General features: G+C 65.4%; 19 protein-coding genes, 1 pseudogene and 1 riboswitch. Of the genes and pseudogenes, 14 read left to right on the plus strand and 6 right to left on the minus strand.

Annotated features, from left to right (window positions below; all coding sequences use genetic code 11):
• From DSD28_RS00005 to fdhA, 8 genes and pseudogenes are all read left to right on the plus strand, one after another.
• Positions 1-501, plus strand: a 501-nt coding sequence (locus DSD28_RS00005) for a pyridoxal-phosphate dependent enzyme (protein ID WP_119254303.1), incomplete at its 5' end; no start/stop codon positions are given.
• Positions 502-617: 116 nt separating this feature from the next.
• Positions 618-1,847, plus strand: coding sequence for an aromatic ring-hydroxylating oxygenase subunit alpha (locus DSD28_RS00010; protein WP_119254304.1), 1,230 nt, complete (start codon positions 618-620; stop codon positions 1,845-1,847).
• Between the two features lie 172 nt (positions 1,848-2,019).
• Positions 2,020-2,874, plus strand: coding sequence for a methylenetetrahydrofolate reductase (locus DSD28_RS00015; RefSeq protein ID WP_245424693.1), 855 nt, complete (start codon positions 2,020-2,022; stop codon positions 2,872-2,874).
• A gap of 151 nt (positions 2,875-3,025) precedes the next feature.
• Positions 3,026-3,242, plus strand: a riboswitch (cobalamin riboswitch).
• 245 nt (positions 3,243-3,487) lie between these two features.
• A complete protein-coding gene (gene nrdH, locus DSD28_RS00020) occupies positions 3,488-3,709 on the plus strand; it encodes a glutaredoxin-like protein NrdH (RefSeq protein WP_119254306.1) in 222 nt (73 codons plus the stop codon).
• Positions 3,710-3,719: 10 nt separating this feature from the next.
• A complete protein-coding gene (nrdI, locus tag DSD28_RS00025; protein WP_119254307.1) occupies positions 3,720-4,118 on the plus strand; it encodes a class Ib ribonucleoside-diphosphate reductase assembly flavoprotein NrdI in 399 nt (132 codons plus the stop codon).
• 65 nt (positions 4,119-4,183) lie between these two features.
• Positions 4,184-6,319, plus strand: a pseudogene (gene nrdE, locus DSD28_RS00030) (class 1b ribonucleoside-diphosphate reductase subunit alpha); the annotation flags it as partial.
• Between the two features lie 15 nt (positions 6,320-6,334).
• Positions 6,335-7,324, plus strand: a complete 990-nt coding sequence (nrdF, locus tag DSD28_RS00035; protein ID WP_119254309.1) for a class 1b ribonucleoside-diphosphate reductase subunit beta — start codon at positions 6,335-6,337, stop codon at positions 7,322-7,324.
• A 326-nt stretch (positions 7,325-7,650) separates the two neighbouring features.
• Positions 7,651-8,841 (plus strand): formaldehyde dehydrogenase, glutathione-independent, encoded by a 1,191-nt coding sequence (gene fdhA, locus DSD28_RS00040; protein ID WP_119254310.1) that lies wholly within the window; start codon positions 7,651-7,653, stop codon positions 8,839-8,841.
• 46 nt (positions 8,842-8,887) lie between these two features.
• Here the strand turns inward: fdhA and DSD28_RS00045 are convergent, their stop codons facing one another.
• On the minus strand, positions 8,888-9,511 hold the full coding sequence (locus DSD28_RS00045; RefSeq protein ID WP_162911156.1) for a histidine phosphatase family protein: 624 nt from the start codon (positions 9,509-9,511) through the stop codon (positions 8,888-8,890).
• Between the two features lie 207 nt (positions 9,512-9,718).
• On the opposite strand from DSD28_RS00045, the gene DSD28_RS00050 reads away from it, so the two are divergent.
• From DSD28_RS00050 to DSD28_RS00060, 3 genes are all read left to right on the plus strand, one after another.
• Positions 9,719-9,928, plus strand: a complete 210-nt coding sequence (locus DSD28_RS00050; protein WP_119254312.1) for a CbtB domain-containing protein — start codon at positions 9,719-9,721, stop codon at positions 9,926-9,928.
• A 9-nt stretch (positions 9,929-9,937) separates the two neighbouring features.
• Positions 9,938-10,690, plus strand: a complete 753-nt coding sequence (locus DSD28_RS00055; protein WP_119254313.1) for a CbtA family protein — start codon at positions 9,938-9,940, stop codon at positions 10,688-10,690.
• 64 nt (positions 10,691-10,754) lie between these two features.
• The gene (locus DSD28_RS00060) at positions 10,755-11,339 is read left to right on the plus strand and encodes a hypothetical protein (protein WP_119254314.1); all 585 of its coding nucleotides are present in this window, start codon (positions 10,755-10,757) and stop codon (positions 11,337-11,339) included.
• Here DSD28_RS00060 and prmB read toward each other — a convergent pair.
• Entirely contained in the window at positions 11,326-12,249 is a 924-nt protein-coding gene (prmB, locus tag DSD28_RS00065; RefSeq protein WP_245424694.1) for a 50S ribosomal protein L3 N(5)-glutamine methyltransferase, read from the minus strand. The two genes, DSD28_RS00060 and prmB, sit on opposite strands and share 14 nt — an antisense overlap.
• A gap of 97 nt (positions 12,250-12,346) precedes the next feature.
• On the opposite strand from prmB, the gene DSD28_RS00070 reads away from it, so the two are divergent.
• The 3 genes from DSD28_RS00070 (at position 12,347) to DSD28_RS00080 (ending at position 16,502) form a co-directional block, all read left to right on the plus strand.
• Entirely contained in the window at positions 12,347-13,147 is an 801-nt protein-coding gene (locus DSD28_RS00070; protein ID WP_432430833.1) for a pseudouridine synthase, read from the plus strand.
• A gap of 124 nt (positions 13,148-13,271) precedes the next feature.
• Positions 13,272-14,549 carry an efflux RND transporter periplasmic adaptor subunit gene (locus tag DSD28_RS00075; RefSeq protein ID WP_119254937.1) on the plus strand — a complete coding sequence of 426 codons (1,278 nt, stop codon included), beginning with the start codon at positions 13,272-13,274 and terminating at the stop codon, positions 14,547-14,549.
• A 9-nt stretch (positions 14,550-14,558) separates the two neighbouring features.
• Complete coding sequence (locus tag DSD28_RS00080) at positions 14,559-16,502, plus strand: MacB family efflux pump subunit (protein WP_119254317.1); 1,944 nt, start codon at positions 14,559-14,561, stop codon at positions 16,500-16,502.
• A gap of 3 nt (positions 16,503-16,505) precedes the next feature.
• Here the strand turns inward: DSD28_RS00080 and DSD28_RS00085 are convergent, their stop codons facing one another.
• From DSD28_RS00085 to DSD28_RS00100, 4 genes are read right to left on the minus strand one after another with little or no spacing between them, the layout of a single operon-like run.
• Positions 16,506-17,873, minus strand: coding sequence for an FGGY-family carbohydrate kinase (locus DSD28_RS00085; protein ID WP_119254318.1), 1,368 nt, complete (start codon positions 17,871-17,873; stop codon positions 16,506-16,508).
• Positions 17,870-18,184: an L-rhamnose mutarotase gene (rhaM, locus tag DSD28_RS00090; RefSeq protein WP_119254319.1), complete on the minus strand. Its 315-nt coding sequence runs from the start codon at positions 18,182-18,184 to the stop codon at positions 17,870-17,872. The genes DSD28_RS00085 and rhaM overlap by 4 nt, the downstream gene beginning before the upstream one ends.
• The gene (locus DSD28_RS00095) at positions 18,184-19,188 is read right to left on the minus strand and encodes an ABC transporter permease (protein WP_119254320.1); all 1,005 of its coding nucleotides are present in this window, start codon (positions 19,186-19,188) and stop codon (positions 18,184-18,186) included. The genes rhaM and DSD28_RS00095 overlap by 1 nt, the downstream gene beginning before the upstream one ends.
• Complete coding sequence (locus DSD28_RS00100) at positions 19,185-20,174, minus strand: ABC transporter permease (RefSeq protein ID WP_119254938.1); 990 nt, start codon at positions 20,172-20,174, stop codon at positions 19,185-19,187. Before DSD28_RS00100 ends, DSD28_RS00095 begins: the two co-directional genes overlap by 4 nt.
• Positions 20,175-20,185 lie beyond the last annotated feature (11 nt).

The following is a 20,185-nucleotide window of genomic DNA, read 5'->3' on the forward strand; positions in this document are numbered from 1 at the left end:
GGCGGCACCTCGGCGACCATCGGGCGCTATATCCGCTACCGCAACCTCGCCACGCGGCTCTGCGTGACGGATGTCGAGAACTCGGTGTTCTACGACGCCTGGAAGAGCGGCGACATGGAGACGACCTGCACGACGCCGTCGCGCATCGAGGGGGTCGGCCGTCCTCGCGTCGAGCCGTCCTTCATCCCGACGGTCATCGATCACATGATCAAGGTGCCGGACGCCGCCTCCATCGCCGCCGCGCATGTGCTGTCCGACCGGCTGTTCCGCCGCGTCGGCGCCTCGACGGGCACGAACTTCTTCGGCCTCATCTCGATTGCCGACAGCATGATGAAGGAAGGCCGCGAGGGCTCGCTCGTCACGCTGATCTGCGACAGCGGCGACCGCTATTCCGGGACGTATTTCAATGCGGACTGGCTGGCGCAGAACGGTATCGACATCGCCCCCTGGTGCAGGGCCATCGAGACGTTCCTCGATACTGGAGTTCTCCAAGCGCCCTGAGGTGGGCAGGCCGCGTGATCGAACTTGTCGATTAATCGTGGCCTTCCCGCCATCTTGCCGGACTGAGGGCACCCCGGAATACTGGTTTACCGAACAGCCTGATAGGGTCGACCAGTATGGGACACATTGCCGAAGCCGTCATCGACGTCAACGCCGACCGCATCGATCGCCTCGTTGCGGAGCACCGGCCGGGGCACGGGCTCGCCCGCCCGTTCTACCATGACGCGGAGATCTACCAGCGCGACATGGAGCGGGTGTTCCGCCGCCACTGGCACTGCATCGCCCACGAGAGCGTGATCCCGAACGTCAACGATTTCGAGGTCTTCCGCATCGACAGCGAGCAGGTGATCGTCGCCCGCGCGGCCGACGGCTCCGTCCATGCCATGCTCAATGTCTGTCGCCATCGCGGCGCGGAGGTCTGCACGAAGCAGAAGGGCAATGCCCGGGTCTTCGTCTGTCCCTACCATGCCTGGACCTACGGCAACGACGGCAGCCTCAAGGCCGCGCGCCTGATGCCGAAGGAATTCGACCGCGGCGAGCATGGCCTGCGCAAGATTCATGTCCGCGTCGTCGAGGGACTGATCTTCATCTGTTTCGCCGAGACGCCGCTCGATTTCTCCGAGGTCGAGAACCTGCTGCATGCCACCTGCGGCCAGTATGGCTGGGCGAGCGCCCGCGTCGCCCACCGCGAGAGCTATCCTGTCGCCGCCAACTGGAAGCTGGCGGTCGAGAACTATGTCGAATGCTATCATTGCGGCCCCGCGCATCCGGAATATTCCCAGACCCACGCGCTGGAGCAGCCGCTCCACATGATCGAGGCGCTGAACGAGGCGATGGAGGCGCGCACCTGCGCGCTCGGCATCGAGGTCGGCTCGGGCAACCACTGGCAGACCTCGCGCGAGGGCCGCGAGGCGATCCACGCCTTCCGCTATGCGCTCTATGACGGGGTGCAGAGCGGCAGCGAGGACGGCAAGGCGGTGGCGCCGTTGATGGGCCGCTTCAGCGACTTCGACGGGGGCGTGACCTCCATCCATCTCGGCGGCACGACCTTCCTCGTCTGCTATCCCGACCACGGCATGATCTACCGCTTCATCCCGAAATCGGCGGAGAGCTGCGAGATGGAGCTGATCTGGCTCGTCGACGGCAAGGCGGAGGCGGGCAGGGACTACGACCTCGCCAAGCTCACCTGGCTGTGGAAGGTGACGACCGAGGAGGACAAGACGATCATCGAGCACACGGCGCGCGGCGTGCGTTCGCACTATTTCGTGCCCGGCCCCATCGCGCCGATGGAGCATAACGAGCTGCGCTATATCGGCTGGTATCTCGACGAGATCAGCCGGGCCTGAAAAGCTGCGCCTTCTTGACGCGACAAGGCCCCGCCTCTTCGGCGGGGCTTGCCGTTTCGCCCTTCCACGATACTTTTGCGCAAGCCGTCAAGCGTATGACGCGTTGGATGCTGCGCCTTGCGGAAAAGGGCGTCATAGCAGGCCATTACTTTCAACGGGCATGAGCGTGAGAATGATCGGACAGGTGCGAACGGAAACGGGACGGCTTCCAGCCTCGATGGAAGCCCTGCCGAAACAGGTCCCGCCGGTCGCGGACCTCGTCACGCTGCTGCCGCGGGGCGTGCGGGTCTACCTGACGGATATCGGCGCGCCGGAGACCGAGGCGGAAACGCTGGCCGCCGCCCGCCGACTGCATGAGGCCGGCTGCGTGCCGGTACCGCATCTCGCCGCCCGGCGGATCGCCTCGCGGGATGCGCTGGAACGGCGCGTCGGTCGCCTGGCCGAAGAGGCGGGCGTCATGGACGTGCTGGTGATCGGCGGCGGCATCACGCCGCCGGCCGGGCCGTTCTCGTCCTCGCTCGACGTTCTGGAAACGGGCGTTCTCGACCGCTTCGGCATCCGCGATTTCGCCATTGCCGGCCATCCCGAGGGCAGCCCGGATTTCACCGACGTGGTCGCGCTGGAAGCCTTGCGCCGCAAGCTGGACTTCGCCGAGCGGACGGATGCCCGCCTGCGCATCGTCACGCAGTTCGGCTTCGACGCGCAGAAGGCCATCGCCTGGGCGGACGGGCTGGTGCGCGCCGGCATCGACGTTCCGATCCATCTCGGCGTCGCGGGACCGGCCAAGATCACGACGCTCATCAAATACGGAACCATGTGCGGCATCGGGAACTCCCTTTCCGTCCTGACCCGGCATGGCGGCGGGCTCATGGCGCTCGCCGCCGGCTATTCGCCGGAAACTGTCGTCGGCCCCGTCGAGGAGCGCTGGCGCACGGCGATGCCGGGCCCCATCACGCAGATCCACGTCTTCCCCTTCGGCGGGCTGGACAAGTCGGCTGGATGGCTGCGCAAGCGCGGCTCCTGGTGACGTTTCGCGCCAGGCAAAGGCACCGGTCGTGCGTGCCGGCCACAAGTCGATGGCGGTGAATGTGGAGGCGATTGCCGGGGACCCGCTCGCTGGTGCGCAATGAAACCGTGGAAAATCCACCATAGCCGTTGACGCATTTTTTACCTCGTCTACTATATCTTGTGTTCGAGGTTCCTTCGATTCGAAAGGATGGAAGGCTAAGACGGGAATCCAGGGCGGCCATGATGGCCGCGTCAATCCGGAGCTGCCCCCGCAACTGTAAGCGGCGAGCATTCGTTCGATGAGCCACTGGGGCGTAAATGCCTTGGGAAGGCGGACGGATGCCGCGACCCGCAAGCCAGGAGACCTGCCTCGAGCATGAACGTCCACGGGCGGGGTGTCCGGATGGCGAGCGTTGGGTTGTGCAGGATGCCGCCCGCCGTCTCCCCTGATCCCCCGCGAAATGCCTCGGGGTGAAGTCATGTCGATCGTGTTGCCAGTCCATCCGCGCGAGTAGGCGGCGCCCCGCGTCCGGCCGTCCGTAGACGGCCGCCCTTATCACCGAGAATTCATCGAACGGCCATCGGCGGATGGCCGGGCGATATCCCATGCCTGATCGAAAACGAGGAAAGCCATGTCCATTACCGTCTACTCCAAGCCCGCCTGCGTCCAGTGCACCGCGACCACCCGCGCGCTCGACCGCCAGGGCATCGACTATCATGTCGTCGACATTTCCGAGGATGCCGATGCCTATGCGCTCGTGCAGGGTCTCGGCTACCGCCAGGTCCCGGTCGTCATCGCCGGCGAGCAGCATTGGGCCGGCTTCCGCCCGGACATGATCAGCGCGCTCGCCTGAGGAGAAGGCGGTGGGGGGCCTCGTCTATTTTTCCAGCCGGTCGGAGAACACCCGGCGCTTCGTGGAAAAGCTCGGGGTCGAGGCCCTGCGCCTGCCGCTCGACGCAGCCGGTGAAGCCCCGCAGGCCGACCGGCCCTTCGTCCTGGTTTCGCCGACTTATGGCGGGGGCGGGGAGAAGGGGGCGGTGCCCAAGCCCGTCATCCGCTTCCTCAACAATCCGCGCAACCGCAGCCTGATCCGCGGCGTCATCGCGGCGGGCAACACCAATTTCGGCGCCGGATATGCCGTCGCGGGAAACATCATCTCCGCGAAATGCGCGGTGCCGTTCCTCTACCGTTTCGAGCTGCTCGGCACGGTAGAGGACGTCGACAATGTCAGACAGGGACTGGAACGATTTTGGACACGATGAACGCTTCGACGCCGCGGGATGCGAGCGAAAAACCGCCTCACGCTTTTTCTCATCCCGCGGGAGATAAGCCGGCGAAGGCCCCGGAGATCACCGCGCTGGATTACCACGCGCTGAACGCCATGCTGAACCTCTACGACGAGGAGGGGAAGATCCAGCTCGACAAGGACCGGCAGGCGGCCAAGCAGTATTTCCTCCAGCACGTCAACCAGAACACCGTCTTCTTCCATAATCTCAGGGAGAAGCTCGATTACCTCGTGACCGAGGGCTATTACGAGCAGGAGGTGCTGGACCAGTATTCCTTCAACTTCGTGCGCGACCTCTTCGACCACGCCTATGACAAGAAGTTCCGCTTCCCGACCTTCCTCGGCGCGTTCAAGTACTACACGTCCTATACGCTGAAGACCTTCGACGGAAAGCGCTATCTCGAACGCTACGAGGACCGCGTCTGCATGGTGGCGCTCGCTTTGGCGCGCGGCAACGAGCAGCTTGCCCGCGACCTCGTCGACGAGATCATCTCCGGCCGCTTCCAGCCGGCGACCCCCACCTTCCTCAATGCCGGCAAGAAGCAGCGCGGCGAACTCGTCTCCTGCTTCCTGCTGCGCGTCGAGGACAACATGGAGAGCATCGGCCGCTCGATCAATTCGGCCCTGCAGCTTTCCAAGCGCGGCGGCGGCGTCGCGCTGTCGCTGACGAACCTTCGCGAGATGGGCGCCCCAATCAAGCAGATCGAGAACCAGTCGTCGGGCGTCATCCCCGTGATGAAGCTGCTGGAGGATTCGTTCTCCTACGCCAACCAGCTCGGTGCGCGGCAGGGAGCGGGGGCGGTCTACCTGCACGCCCACCACCCGGATATCATGCGCTTCCTCGACACCAAGCGCGAGAATGCCGACGAGAAGATCCGCATCAAGACGCTCTCGCTCGGCGTCGTCATCCCGGACATCACCTTCGAGCTCGCGAGGAACAATGAGGACATGTACCTCTTCTCGCCGCATGACGTGGAGCGCGTCTACGGCGTGCCTTTCACCGAGATCTCAGTGAGCGAGAAGTATCGCGAGATGGTGGAGGACGGCCGCATCAAGAAGAAGAAGATCAAGGCGCGCGATTTCTTCCAGATCATCGCCGAGATCCAGTTCGAGTCCGGCTATCCCTACATCATGTTCGAGGACACGGTGAACCGGGCGAACCCGATCGCCGGCCGCATCACCATGAGCAATCTCTGCTCGGAAATCCTCCAGGTGAGCGAGGCGAGCGAATTCAACGACGACCTCTCCTATGCCAAGATGGGCAAGGACATTTCCTGCAATCTCGGCTCGCTCAACATCGCCGCCGCGATGGACAGCTCCGATTTCGGCCGGACCATCGAGACCTCGATCCGTGCGCTGACCGCCGTTTCCGAGATGAGCCACATCTCCTCGGTTCCCTCGGTCGAGAAGGGCAATGACGACAGCCACGCCATCGGCCTCGGCCAGATGAACCTGCATGGCTATCTCGCCCGCGAGCGCATCTTCTACGGTTCGGAAGAGGGCGTCGATTTTACCAATATCTATTTCTACACCGTGACCTACCACGCCATCCGCGCCTCCAACCGGCTGGCGGTGGAAAAGGGCGTCAGCTTCAAGGGCTTCGAGAATTCGAAATACGCTTCCGGCGAATACTTCGACAAATATACCGAGGCCGAATGGCTGCCGGCGACGGAAAAGGTGAGGGCGATCTTCGAGGAGGCCGGCATCCATATTCCGACGCAGGAAGACTGGCTGGAGCTGAAGACGGCCGTCATGGAAGGCGGGCTCTACAACCAGAACCTCCAGGCCGTGCCGCCGACCGGCTCGATCTCCTACATCAACCACTCGACCTCCTCGATCCACCCGATCGTCTCGAAGATCGAGATCCGGAAAGAGGGCAAGATCGGTCGCGTCTACTATCCGGCCGCCTTCATGACCAACGACAATCTCGACTACTACCAGGACGCCTACGAGATCGGACCGGAGAAGATCATCGACACCTATGCGGCGGCGACCCAGCATGTCGACCAGGGCCTGTCGCTGACGCTGTTCTTCCGCGACACCGCGACGACGCGCGACATCAACCGGGCGCAGATCTACGCCTGGAAGAAGGGCATCAAGACCATCTACTACATCCGCCTTCGCCAGATGGCGCTGTCCGGCACGGAAGTGCAGGGCTGCGTCTCCTGCGCCCTCTGACCTCTGGGGACCAGAATGAACATCCAAGTGAAGACCAAGACCCCGAAGGTAGCGAGCGCCATCCGCGCCATCAACTGGAACCGCATCGACGACGACAAGGACCTCGAGGTCTGGAACCGCCTGACCGGCAATTTCTGGCTGCCGGAAAAGGTGCCGCTTTCCAACGACATCCCCTCCTGGGCGACCCTGAAGCCGGAAGAGCAGAAGCTCACCATCCGCGTCTTCACCGGCCTCACCCTGCTGGACACGATCCAGAACGGCGTCGGCGCGGTGCGGCTGATGGAGGATTCCGCCACGCCGCATGAGGAGGCGGTGCTCTCCAACATCTCCTTCATGGAGGCGGTGCATGCGCGCTCCTATTCCTCCATCTTCTCGACGCTGTGCCTGACGCCGGACGTCGACGACGCCTATCGCTGGTCGGAGGAGAACGAGTTCCTGCAGAGGAAGTCGGCGCTGATCATGGAGCAGTACGCCTCCGGCGATCCGTTGAAGAAGAAGGTCGCATCCGTCTTCCTGGAAAGCTTCCTGTTCTATTCCGGCTTCTACCTGCCGATGTACTGGTCGAGCCGCGCCAAGCTCACCAACACCGCCGACATGATCCGCCTCATCATCCGCGACGAGGCCGTGCACGGCTATTACATCGGCTACAAGTTCCAGCGGGCGATAGAGCGGCTAAGCGCGGAGAAGCAGCAGGAGATCAAGGATTTCGCCTTCGACCTGCTGCTGGAGCTCTACGACAACGAGACGCGCTATACCGAGGAACTCTACGACGGCGTCGGCCTCACCGAGGACGTCAAGAAGTTCCTGCACTACAACGCCAACAAGGCGCTGATGAACCTCGGCTACGAGGCGCTCTTCCCGCCGGAAGCCTGCAAGGTGAACCCGGCCATCCTCTCGGCCCTTTCGCCGAATGCCGACGAGAACCACGACTTCTTCTCCGGCTCCGGCTCGTCCTATGTCATCGGCAAGGCGGTCGCGACCGAGGACGAGGACTGGGATTTCTGAGCCTTCCGGGAGCCTCTTCCCGCGCGATCGAAACGGCCTCGCCTTTGCGGGGCCGTTTCCGTTTTCGGGACATTGAAGCCGCCGCGGCGGCGTGTCGTTGCGGACACCGCTTATGTCGTATTCCCGAGCGTCATTTCGCCTGCCAAGTGGTTTGCTGCATGTGTTCAAGGTGCCGTCCCGCCCATGCCGGGGCCGATCGTCGGAAATCCCGCACCCGCCTTGAAGCGTGAGGCCCGGCCGATGGCCCGGCTGCGCGGCGTCCAGAGCACATCCTGCCCGCGGAGGAGCGGGCCGGTACCGGCGTTTAACGAAAAGGAGGAGATGATATGAGCAGGAACAGAGGCGTCGTCTACATGCGCCCCGGCAAGGTCGAGGTCCGCGACATCGACGATCCCAAGCTGGAGGCCCCGGATGGCCGCCGCATCGAGCACGGCGTGATCCTCAAGGTGATTTCCACGAATATCTGCGGCTCCGACCAGCACATGGTGCGCGGCCGCACGACGGCGATGCCGGGACTCGTCCTCGGCCACGAGATCACCGGCGAGGTCATCGAGAAGGGCATCGACGTCGAGATGCTGCAGATCGGCGATATCGTCTCCGTGCCCTTCAACGTCGCCTGTGGCCGCTGCCGCTGCTGCAAGTCGCAGGATACCGGCGTCTGCCTCACGGTGAACCCGTCGCGCGCCGGCGGTGCCTACGGCTATGTCGACATGGGCGGCTGGATCGGCGGGCAGGCACGCTACGTCACGATCCCCTATGCCGACTTCAATCTCCTGAAGTTCCCCGACCGCGACAAGGCGATGTCGAAGATTCGCGACCTCACCATGCTCTCCGACATCCTGCCGACCGGCTTCCACGGCGCGGTGCGCGCGGGCGTCGGCGTCGGCTCGACGGTCTATGTGGCAGGCGCCGGTCCGGTCGGCCTTGCGGCCGCCGCTTCCGCGCGCATCCTCGGCGCGGCCGTGGTGATGATCGGCGACTTCAACAAGGATCGCCTGGCGCATGCCGCCAGGGTCGGCTTCGAGCCCATCGACCTTTCCAAGAGCGACAGGCTCGGCGACATGATCGCCGAGGTCGTCGGCACCAACGAGGTGGACAGCGCCATCGACGCCGTCGGCTTCGAGGCGCGCGGCCATTCGGGCGGCGAGCAGCCGGCCATCGTGCTCAACCAGATGATGGAGATCACCCGCGCCGCCGGCTCGATCGGCATTCCGGGCCTCTACGTCACCGAGGATCCGGGTGCTGTGGACAATGCCGCCAAGCAGGGCAGCCTGTCGCTGCGCTTCGGCCTCGGCTGGGCGAAGGCGCAGTCCTTCCACACGGGCCAGACGCCGGTGCTGAAGTACAACCGCCAGCTCATGCAGGCCATCCTGCATGACCGCCTGCCCATCGCCGACATCGTCAATGCCAAGATCATCGCGCTCGATGACGCCGTCCAGGGCTACGAGAGCTTCGACCAGGGCGCGGCGACCAAGTTCGTCCTCGACCCGCATGGCGACCTCCTGAAGGCCGCCTGAGGCAGGGCCCTCGCGCCGGCCGGCTTCCGGCCGGCGCAAAGCGGCATCATGAATCGCCTTCCGGCCCTGCGGGCGAGCCGAAGAACCGCAACGCCCAGCGCCGGCCGTCGCTGGTGAGCGTCAGCATGCCGAGCGGCTCGACATCCGCCCGCCAGACGGCGGAGAGCGGCGCCCCGAGGACATGGGCGAGAACGATCTTGAGAATGAGGGCGTGGGTGACGGCGAGGCGATGCCCGCCCGCGCCGTGCTGTTCCTCGAGCCATGCCGCGCAGCGCGCCCGTGCCTCCTCGATGCTTTCCCCGCCATGCGGCTTTGCGGCCGGATCGGCCATCCAGTGCTGGAGCCCGGGCGGGTCCTCGCCCGCGATATCCTCGAGGCTGCGGCCGCGCCATTGCCCGTGATCGATATCGCGCAGCGCCTCGCAGGGAACCGTCCTGGCGGAAAAGAGCGCGGCCGTTTCGCGGGCCGCGATCTCGGGCGCGTGGAGCACCGCCGCATAGGCGGGCAGCCGCCGGGCGAGGCGCCCGGCCTTCCCGGCTTCCTTCGGCAGCAGCGGCTCGTCGGCGGAGAACCGGGCGAGGCGGTTGGCGGCGGTCGCGCCCCGGCAGAGCAGCGTGATACGGCTTGCCCGCACGCGCCGGATGTCGACCTCTTCCGTTCCCTCGCTCACGATCGCTGTTCCTTTCGGCAAGAATGAAGCCCAGCGGGGCGGAACTTCGTTGACTCCCGCGAAACGCCCCTGATAGAATCCTATACCACCTTGGGAAGCCAGTGAAATTCTGGCGCGGTCGCGCCACTGTAATCGCCCCGGCGAAAGCCAGACCTCGAGGTGTATCCAGTTCTTGCCCACAAGCGAACGCGTATTCAGAGAGGGACCATGTCTGACATCACCTTGAGCGGCGGCACGGCCGTCACCCCCATTCCCGCAAGCCAGCTGTTTCCATGGGCGCTTTTCGGCGGCCTGCTGATGCTGCTCGCGCTCTACTTCGTCAGCACCGAGGAAGGCGCGGCCCGTCTTCTGTCCGGCCTTGAGGTCCACGAATTCGTGCATGACGGGCGCCATCTGCTCGGCTTCCCCTGCCATTGAGGTGTTGAAATGACTGGTCATCTTTTGCTGCGAGGCATGATCGCCGGCCTCGTCGCCGGTCTTGTCGCGTTCGGTTTTGCCCGGATCTACGGTGAACCCCAGGTCGATCGCGCCATCGCGTTCGAGGAACTGATGGCGGCGGCGGAAGCGCCGGCGGATGGCGCTGCCGAGGAACCCGAAGCCGTGAGCCGCGAGACGCAGGCCGGCCTCGGCCTCTTCACCGGCGTCGTCACCTACAGCGTGGCGATGGGCGGGATCTTCTCGCTGGTCTTCGCCGGCCTCTATGGCCGCGTCGGCCGCCTGAGCCCGCGTTCGCTGGCGCTGCTGCTCGGCTTTGCCGCCTTCGTCGCGCTCGTGGTCGTTCCCGACCTCAAATATCCGCCGAACCCGCCGGCCGTCGGCGATCCCGAAACAATCGGCGTCAGGACCGGGCTGTTCTTCGTCACGCTCGCCGCCTCGATCTTCGCGCTGGCGCTGGCCGTCGCCTTTGCCCGCCGGCTCGGCGAGCATCTGGGCCGCTGGAACGGCGCGATCGTCGCGGGCATCGCCTATGTGGTGTTCCTGGCCATCGTCTTCCGCCTGCTTCCGGCGATCAACGAGGTTCCGGAGAACTTCCCGGCAACGGCGCTCTACGACTTCCGCCTGGCGACGATCTGCCTGCAGGTCACGCTCTGGACGGTCCTGTCGCTGGTCTTCGGCTATCTCGCCGAGAAGAGCCTCGTGCGCTCGGGCAATTACCGCGCGGTTCCGGCCGGCCTTTGATCGTTTGAACACGGGAATGCCGCGGCCTCCGCGGCATTCTCCAAGACGAGGGGAGGCCACCGCCTTGCGCCCGCTCCTTCTCCTGCTGTTCCTGGCTGTCCTCGGCGCGGAGGCGCATGCCCATGGCCGGCGCGCATCCTCTTCCGATATCACCGGCCTTGCCATTCCGAGCATGTCTCATGGCGCCCTGCTGGTGCTGGAGAATCATTTCGGCGCGATCCTCGCCCTCTCGGACCGGGCGAAGGAATCCGATCCCGTCTTCCGCAAGCTGAAGAACTATACCCGCATCCAGAACTACTATTGTCTCTGGGGAATGGCGCCCCGGGCGGTGGCGGACGAGGAGAGCCCGTTCAACGAGTGCTCCCACGCCTATCTGTCGGGCGCGCGGATGCTGCTTCTCCACATGCGCGACATGCCGAGCGTTTCCACGCCGGCGGGCGAACTGGTCTCCCGCATCGATGCCGAAATGGTTGAGCGCGGCAGCGCCCTTGTCCAATGCGCCTATTCGGACGAGCCGTTTTATACCGGTGACTTCATCACGCCGCATTGGGAGAACGTGGCCGGGCATCGCCCGACCCTGTTCGCGGCCCTGTCGCCCGTCCTCGCGGTGCTGGGTCTTGTCGCCGGGCGGCGGGTCATTCGCCGCTGACGCCCAGCGCCTCGGCGGAAATCCAGAAGACGGCATCCTGGGATTCGGCCGTTTCCAGCCAGACGAAATCGAGATGCGGGAACTCCTCCTCGAGGATTTCCCGGCCCGAGCCGATCTCGCAGATCATGCCGCCCTCGGGGTTGAGGTAATCGGGCGCGTCCACGAGGATGCGGCGGACGAGGTCGAGCCCGTCCTCGCCGCCGTCATGCGCCATCTCCGGTTCGGCGCGGAATTCCGGCGGATAGCCGTCCAGCGCCTCATGGTCGACATAGGGCGGATTGGTGATGATAAGGTCGTAGCGGCGGCCGGCGAGCGGCGCGAAAAGGTCGCCCTCGAAGAGGTTCACCTGCCCGGCGACATCGTGTTCGGCCACATTCAGTTCGGCGACCTCCAGCGCATCGGCCGAAAGGTCCACCGCATCCACCTCGGCCTGCGGGAAGAATTTTGCGGCAAGGACGGCAAGGCAGCCGGAGCCGGTGCAGATATCGACGACGCTTGCGACGGCCATCGGGTCCGGCAGGAAGGACGAGCCGTGTTCGCCGAGATATTCGCTGAACAGGATTTCGCCGATATGCGAGCGCGGCACGATGACCCGCTCGTCGACATGGAAGCGAACGCCCTGGATATAGGCGCGGCCCGTGAGATAGGATGACGGCTTGCGGGTGGTGACACGCGCCTCGATGCGCTCGGCGAGAAGCCGGCGCTCGGCCGGCAGCAGGCGGGCGTCGAGGAAGGGATCGAGTGCGTCGATCGGCAGGTCGAGCGAATCCAGGAGCAGGAAGGCCGCATCGTCGCCGGCCGTCGTCGTGCCATGGCCGTAGCTGAGGTCGGCGGCGTTGAAACGGGAGATCGCATAGCGCCAGTAATCGCGCAGCGTCACGAGTTCGTGGGTAATGTCGTCCTTTGTCAACGGCGTCTCACTTCGGGCTTTGCGGATTTGGCTGGACGACCCCGGCTTTAGAATGGCAAGGGCCTTTGGGTCAACCAAGGACGGCGAGATGAAGGGCATACGCAAGGCGCAGAAACCGAAAACGGGCCGTGAAGGCGGCCAGCCCGCGGGCGGTAAGCGGGTGACGTTGCCGCGCGCCCTCTCCAAACTCGGCTTCTGCTCGCGCACGCAGGCCGAAGTGCTGGTCCGCGAGGGACGGGTGACGGTCGGCGGCCGCGTGACGACTGATACCGAGACCTGGGTCGACCTTTCCGAAGCGGTGATCGCGGTGGACGGCAAGCGCGTCGCCGCCGAGGAGCGCGTCTACCTGATGCTGAACAAGCCGCGCGGCCTCGTCACCACGCGGCATGACCCGGAGGGCCGGCCGACGGTCTTCGATTGCCTGAAGCATCTCGACCACGCCCATCTTTCCCCCGTCGGCCGCCTCGACAAGGCGAGCGAGGGGCTTTTGCTTTTCACCAATGACACGGAATTCGCCCAGGCGCTGCTCGACCCTGAAACCCATGTCGCCAAGACCTATCACGTCCAGATGGACCGCAAGGCCGACCGAGAGATGCTCGACGTCATGATGCGCGGCGTCAGCCATGACGGTGACCTGCTGCGTGCCACGAAGGTGCGGACCGTGCGCGAAGGCGAGAGAAATTCCTGGATCGAGGTGGTGCTCGACGAGGGCAAGAACCGCCAGATCCGCCGCATGCTGGAGGCGCTGGGCATCGAATGCCTGCGGCTCCTGCGCGTCTCCATCGGCGATCTTGCGCTCGGCGATCTGGAGAAGGGGGCGGTGCGGATGCTGACGGAGGAGGAGGTGGCAAGCCTTCGCCGGCGCATCGCGGCAAGGCGGGCCGGCAGGTCCGGATAACATGAGCCTTTCGGCGAACATTACGGAAATATAATGATCCCAAGGGCTTCTCCTCGGGGCTTTCCGGTGCCACATGTCGATGAAAGGGACATAAGAGGCATGGCCTCGACATGTGGGAATGCCGATGACCAAGACCGCACGACCGAAGACGGATGAGAAGGCCGCCGACGAGGGCGGCCGCACGAATGTCACCTTCATGCCGGGCGCGACCCCGCCCGCGCGCCGCAAGCGCCGCTCGCGCGCCTGGGTCTGGCTGCCGGTCATCGCCATTCTCGCCGGTGCCGGCTATTACGGCTGGAAGGCCTATGCGCCCGCCGAGACGACGACCGCGATCATCACCCAGCCCGTCGTGCGCGGCGATATCGAGAATGCGGTGACGGCGGTCGGCACGCTGGAGGCGGTGAAGTCCGTCGATGCCGGCGCGCAGGTCTCCGGCCAGCTCAAGGCCCTGCATGTCGCCATCGGCGATGCCGTGACGAAGGACCAGCTTCTCGCCGAGATCGACCCGGCGACCATCGAGAACCGCATGGAGATCAACCGCGCGGAACTCGTCAATCTGCAGGCGCAGCTCGTTTCCAAGAAGGCGCAGCTCGAATTCAAGCAGGCCAATATCGCCCGCCAGCAAAGCCTTGTGGCCGGCAATGCCGCCGCAAGGCAGGCGCTCGACCAGGCCGTGGCCGACCTTGCTGCGGCGGAGGCGGACGTCAACGCCACCGAGGCGCAGATCCGCAAGCAGCAGGCGACGCTGGCCGGCGACGAGGTCGATCTCGGCTACACCAAGATCTACGCGCCGATGGCGGGCACCGTCATCGCCAATCCGGTCAAGGAAGGCCAGACGCTGAACTCGGTCCAGACCGCACCCACCATCGTCACCATCGCCGACCTTTCCACCATGACCGTGCGCGCCGAGGTTTCCGAGGCCGATGTCGGCCGCCTCAGAGTGGGCATGGAGGCCTATTTCACGCTGCTCGGCCAGCCGGGCAAGCGTTTTACCGGCAAGCTCCGCCAGATCGAGCCGTCCCCGACCGTCGAGAACAATGTCGTGCTCTACAACGCCCTGTTCGACGTGCCGAACCCGGAGGGCGAGTTGATGATGTCGATGAGCGCGCAGGTCTTCTTCGTACAGGCCGCGGCGCGCGACGTGCTGGTCGTGCCGGCCGGTGCGGTGTCGATGAAGCGCCCCGAGGGCGGCGGCAAGCCGAAGGCGGAGGTGACGGTCGTCACGGCCTCCGGCAGGCAGGAGGTGCGTGAAGTCGAGACCGGCATCCGCAATCGCGTCAGCGTCGAGGTGAAGAGCGGCCTTGCCGAGGGCGACAAGGTGGTTGTCAGCGCGGGCGGCGGCAATGCCTCGGGCGGCGACCGGAACTCGCGGCGCGGCATGCGCATGCCGCCGATGTTCTGAGGTGCGGCCATGACGGCGCTCATCTCGCTTAGGGACGTCACCAAGACCTTTCACAACGGCGACTTCGCCGTTGAGGTCCTGCACGGCATCACGCTCGATATCGAGGCGGGGGAGTTCGTGGCGATCATCGGCCAGTCCGGCTCGGGCAAGTCGACGCTGATGAACATCCTCGGGTGTCTCGACCAGCCGACCTCCGGCGATTACCTGATCGACGGCGAGCCCGTCGCGGGCTTCGAGAGCGACGAGCTTGCGGCGCTGCGCCGCCGCACCTTCGGCTTCGTCTTCCAGAGCTACAACCTCATCCCGACGGCCAGCGCCCGCGAGAATGTCGAGGTGCCGGCGATCTATGCCGGCCTTCCGGCGCGCGACCGGCAGGAGCGGGCCGAAGCGCTGCTCGGCTCTCTGAAGCTCGCCGACCGGCTCGATCATCGGCCGAACCAGCTTTCCGGCGGCCAGCAGCAGCGCGTCTCCATCGCCCGCGCGCTGATGAACGGCGGCCGCGTCATCCTCGCCGACGAGCCGACCGGCGCGCTCGACAGCCAGAGCGGCGAGGAGGTGATGGCGCTGCTGCGCCGGATGCACGAGGACGGCCACACGATCATCCTCATCACCCATTCGCGCGAGGTGGCGGAGGCCGCCGACCGCCTGATCGAGATCCGCGACGGCGAGATCATCTCCGACCGCGCCCGCAAGCCCCGTCCTTCCACCGAAGCCGCTGCCAGCCGGCAGAAGGCGATGAAGGAAGGCTCGGCCGCCATCGCCGACATTTCGGAGGCGATCAAGATGGCCTTCCGGGCGCTGCACGCCAATCTCTTCCGCACGGTGCTGACGCTGCTCGGCATCGTCATCGGCGTCGGCTCGGTGGTCGCGATGCTGGCCATCGGCACGGGCGCGCAGAACTCCGTGCTGGACCGCATTTCCGCAATGGGCTCCGACCTCCTGCTGGTGCGCCCCAGCATGGCGAGTTTCCGCGGCGGCAGCGGTAGCTTCCCCGTCACCCTCGTGCCGTCGGATGCCGATGCGATCCTCGAACTGCCGAATGTCGCCTTCGCCGTGCCGGAAATGACGAGCTCCGTCACGGTGCGCTACGGCAATATCGACTACCAGACGACAGCCAACGGCACGGTGCCGGCCTTCCCGCGCGCGAAATCCTGGACCGTCGCCTCCGGCGAGTTCATCAACCAGGACGACATGGACACCTATGCGCCGGTCGTCGTGCTCGGCCAGACGGTGGCGAAGACGCTGTTTCCGACCGGCGGCAATCCGCTCGGCCAGTATGTGCTGGTCAACAAGATCCCCTTCCAGGTGATCGGCGTGATGGCCGAGATGGGCGCGAGCGCCGGGGGCAACGACCAGGACGACGTGATGCTCGTACCGCTTTCCACCGGCAGCATGCGGCTCTTCGGCCAGCGCAACGTGCGCACCATCACCGTTCAGGTCGAGGACGCCTCGGCCATCGACCTCACGCAGGATGCCATTCAGACCCTGCTGAACGAGCGGCACAAGGCCGAGGATACGCAGATCACCAACATGTCCTCGGTGCGCGAGGCCTTCACCGAGACGTCGAACACGATGAAGCTCTTCCTCGGCTCCGTCGCGGCCATCTCGCTGCTCGTCGGCGGCATCGGGGTGATGAACATCATGCTGGTGAGCGTGCGCGAGCGCACCCGCGAGATCGGCGTGCGCATGGCGACCGGCGCGAGGCGGCGCGATATCCTCCTGCAATTCCTCATCGAGGCGCTCGTCGTCTCGGCCATCGGCGGGGCCATCGGCGTCGTGCTGGGGCTCTCCATCGGCGGGCTCGCCAAGGCCTTCGGCATGCCCGTCAGCTTCACGGCAGGACCCGTGACGCTCGCCTTCGCTTGCTCCTTCCTGACCGGCCTCGTCTTCGGCTACCTGCCGGCGCGCAACGCCTCGCATCTCCAGCCGGCCGTCGCGCTCAGCGCCGATTGAGGCTTAGCCGATCGCCGCAAGCCAGGCCGCGCGATAGGCCTCCAGCCCCGGCATGGTCGAAGGCTCGACCCGCGTCTCCTGCGTTGCAACCGGCGCGATGCCGGTGAGCAGCGAAGCGCCCTGGCTGGTGCCGGTGGAGCCCGGCACGGCGATGGCCGGGCGGGCGGTCAATGCGGCAAGCAGGGTGAGGTAGAGCCGGTTCGCCGCAAATGGTCCCTCGACGATCGTCGGTCCTTTTGCCCCGATCAGGCCGAGGCAGGCCTCGTTCATCAGCGCGAGGTAGAGGCAGGCGGCCGCATGCCGCTCGGCGGGGCTGGCGCCCTCCGCATTCAGCCATCGCCTTTGATGGCCGGGGAAGGGGCCGGAGCCCGGCGCGACATTCGGCGTGAGCATCAGCTTCTTTTCGATCACCGCGGGCAAAGTCGCGAGGATAGCTTCATCCGCCACGCTGCCGATTTCTGCCGACAGGATTTCGTACTCCCGCCCGCCCATGAAGCGGGAGGAGGGCACGGCGCGACCATAGGCATCGACATTGGCGAGCGTGTCGCGCGCCGGATCGAGATGTTCGAGATCGCCGCCGACGGCGAAGTTGATCACCCACGTGCCGGTCGAGGCGACCGAGAAAGGCGCCGCGCGCGCCACCAGATGCGGCAGCAGCGAGGCATTGGAATCGTGGATGCCGCAATAGACGGGGACCGAGACGTCGATGACTTCGGCAATCTCCGGCAGGAGGGGACCGAGGGCATCGAAGGCCGGCCGGATCGGCGCCATCAGCGGACGAATGCCGAGCGTGTCGACCAGCGAGGAATAGTCGCCCGTCTGTGGGTTCCAGAGATCGGTGTGGCAGCCGAGCGAGGTCACCTCGTTCGCCGCGATGCCGGTCAGCCGCGCCGCCCAGTATTGCGGGTAGGTGACGATGGCCGTTACTCTCGCGAATGCCTCGGGAAACATGGTCTTCTGGTAATGAAGTTGCGCCCCGACATTGAGGCCCATCGACAGGCGCGGCGAGCGTGTTTCCGCAAAGGACGGGCGAAGCGTGTCATAGGCGTCGCGGATCGCCTGCGGGTATTCGTGCTCGTAGTCGAGCACCGGCATGGCGAGCCGGCCATCGGCGTCGAGCAGGGCGGCGGAGGCGCCGTGCGTCGTGATGGAGATCGCGTCGAAGCCGGGTTCCTTCGCAAAGCGTCGGAAGGCGTCCAGTGTGAAGGCCCAGAGGGCTTCGACGTCGTAATGCGGATAGGGGCCATCCTTCAGAACGGTGTTGGCCATTCGCGCGGCTGCGATCTCCGCGCCGGTTACAGCGTCGAGGACGACGACCTTGGCGTTGGTCTTGCCGATATCGAGGACGGCGATGCGGCGATAAGCGGTCATGGCATGTGGAAGACGGGAACGAGGTCGCTCTGGACGGGGGAATTGTCCGGGTTGGTCTCCATGATATCGGCCATGTGCGCCCACCAGCGCTTCATCACGGGATGGTCGGGCAGAGCCGCCATCGTGTGGTCCCCCGGCCGGGTGAGGATGCCGAAGAGGATGTTGGTCTCCGGGTCGAGATAAATGGAGTAATCGGACGCACCGGCCTCGCGCAACAGGGCGACCAGTTCGGGCCAGATCTCGTCGTGGCGCTTCCTGTATTCCGCCTCCATGCCGGGATGGAGCTTCATCTTGAAGGCGTGCCGTTCCATCAGGCTCTCCTCGCATGCTGGACCCGGCGTGCGACGATCGGCAGGGCGATGGTGACGATCAGCAGCAGGCCGATGAAGATGGACATGACGATGCCGGGCACGTTGAGGAGGCCGAGGCCGAAGGTGACGAGACCCATCACGAAGGCGGCGATGACGACGCCGGCAATGGTGCCGGCCCCGCCGAGGATCGAGACCCCGCCGAGCACCACCATGGTCACGATCTCCAGCTCCCAGCCTTGCGCGATGGAGGGGCGGGTGGAGCCGAGGCGCGAGGTGAGGCACACGGCGGCGATGCCGCTCATCAGGCCGGTCAAAAGGAAGAGGATGAACTTCACCCGGTCGACCGGGATGCCCGAGAAACGGGCGGCCATGGCGTTGTTGCCGATGACATAGACGTGGCGGCCGAAATTCGTCCGGTGCAGCAGCACGCCGAAGACCACGGCCATGGCGAGGAAGAGCACGAATTCGAAGGAGAAGACCCAGACGACGTAGCCCTGGCCGAACCAGGCGAAATCGGCGGGATACTTGCCATAGGCCTGATCGCCGAGCACGATATAGGAGATGCCGCGGAAGAGGCTCATCGTGCCGATGGTGACGACGATGGAGGGCAGCTTGAGGCCGGCGACGAGCAGGCCGTTGAACGCGCCGCAGGCAAGGCCGGTGCCGATGCCGATCAGCACGAGGCCCGGCGTGCCGACGCCCATTTGCACCGCCGCGCCCATGGCGGTGGAGGCGAGCGCGATGATCGCGGCGACGGAAAGGTCGATTTCGCCTGCGATGATCAGCAGCGCCATGGCGAAGGCGACCAGCGCCTTTTCCGTGAAGTTGAACGTCGCGTCCGAAAGGTTCCAGGCATCGAGGAAATAGGGCGAGGCCAGCGAATTGGCGATGAAGATGAGGACGGCCACGCAGAAGAGCAGCACTTCCCAGCTTGCCAGCAGCCGCTTCATCGGCGTGCCGAGCCGGTCGGGGATCTGGCGGCGGATTGCAGTCTCGGTATTCATGCCAGCTTCTCCTTGGCGGCGCGGTCGCGCAGGATGATGCGGCCCTTCTTCTTCTCGGCGCGGGCGTTGAAGACGACGGCGAGGATGATGACGACGCCCGAGATCGCCATCTGTGCGAAGGGCGAGATGCCGATGACGGGCAGCGCGTTCTTGATGACACCGAGGAAGAGTGCCCCGAGCACCGTGCCGATCACGCTGCCGATGCCGCCGGCAATGGAAATGCCGCCGATGACGCAGGCCGCCACGCTGTCCAGCTCGAAACCGGCGGCGATGTCGACATAGGCCACCGCATAGCGAGAGACCCAGAGATAGCCGGAAAGGCCGGCGAGCGCGCCGGACAGCACGAAGGCGAGGAAGCGCGAGCGGCCGACATCGATGCCGGCATAGACGGCGGCCGTGGGGTTGCCGCCCGAGGCATAGGCGGCGCGGCCGAAGGGCGTGCGCGTCAGCACGAACCACATCATGAGCACGATGGCGATGGCGAGCCAGGAAAGGATCGGCAGGCCGAGGACGGGAAAGCGCGGCAGGTTGAGGAAATCGGGCGTCATCTGGTGGGCATTCACCCAGCCGCCCCCCGAGAGCACGAAGGCCATGCCGCGATAGATGGTGAGCGTGCCGAGCGTCACGACGATGGGCGGGATCTGCAGCAGCCAGACGAGGAAGCCGTTGATCGCGCCGAGCGCCGCACCGATGCCGACGGCGAGCACGATGAGCAGCGCCAGCGGCAGGCCGGGATAGGCGGCATCCAGCATGGCGACGGCCATGCCCGTGAAGGCAAGGTTCGCGGCGACCGAAAGGTCGATGGATTTGGTCAGGATCACCGTCATCTGGCCGAGGGCGAGGATGATCAGGATCGACGTATCATTGAAGATATTGGCGAGATTGGCGGGAGAGGCGAAGCCGGCCGCGCGCGTCGCGAAGCCCGCGATCATCACGAGGATGATCAGGGCCAGCAGGAGTTCACGGTTCTTGAGAAGACGCTGCATGCTCATCCGTC

It is taken from the genome of Shinella zoogloeoides (assembly GCF_003574625.1).
Taxonomy (GTDB): Bacteria; Pseudomonadota; Alphaproteobacteria; order Rhizobiales; family Rhizobiaceae; genus Shinella; species Shinella zoogloeoides_A.